Origin of the sequence: Neisseria sp. P0018.S001, from assembly GCF_051957355.1 — a bacterium.
In the GTDB taxonomy this organism is placed as follows: domain Bacteria; phylum Pseudomonadota; class Gammaproteobacteria; order Burkholderiales; family Neisseriaceae; genus Neisseria; species Neisseria subflava_A.
This window is the reverse complement of sequence record NZ_JBQCWN010000048.1, coordinates 1-545: the sequence shown is the minus strand read 5'-3', so window position 1 is coordinate 545 and position 545 is coordinate 1. Positions and strand designations below refer to the sequence as shown.

Here is a 545-nt window from a genome sequence, read left to right as displayed (position 1 = left end):
GTAAACCAGGCCGAAATCGATGGTCTTAACACAACGACGCCACCCGGGCGAGACATCTTCAAGAACAACACCGAACACTCCAGCGACAGCACAACAACACACACCCCCACCACCCCAAAACACAACAACAAAAACCCCACCCACAAAAAAACACACCACAACACACAACCCAACCCAAAAACAACAAACAAAAACAACAACACCACCCCACAACACAACAAAAACGCAACACACACCACAACCCCCAACAACACAAACAAAAACACCCCAAAAACCAAAACCCCCACCAACAACACAACCCCCCACACCCCCACACCCCCCCACACAAAAACCCACCACCCCCCACACCCCCAAACAACCCACAAAAACAAACCAACAATCAGACATACTCCGCCCAAAACCCACCGCACAACCGAACGACCCAGTACCTAAATACACCAATGAAACCCCTGCAACCAGACAAAAGTTCGGGCAGCAAGGGGGCGAATGCCGGGTGGCTGCGTACCTTATCGGCGTAGAAACTGTCCATTATACACATCTGACGC

1 protein-coding gene is annotated in these 545 nt (G+C 51.2%); it reads right to left on the bottom strand.

Features of this window, described 5'->3' with window-relative positions; translation table 11 throughout:
- Positions 1–410: hypothetical protein (locus ACTHTJ_RS10755; protein ID WP_440362672.1), on the bottom strand; the 410-nt coding region annotated here is incomplete at its 3' end.
- Between the last annotated feature and the right edge of the window lie 135 nt (positions 411–545).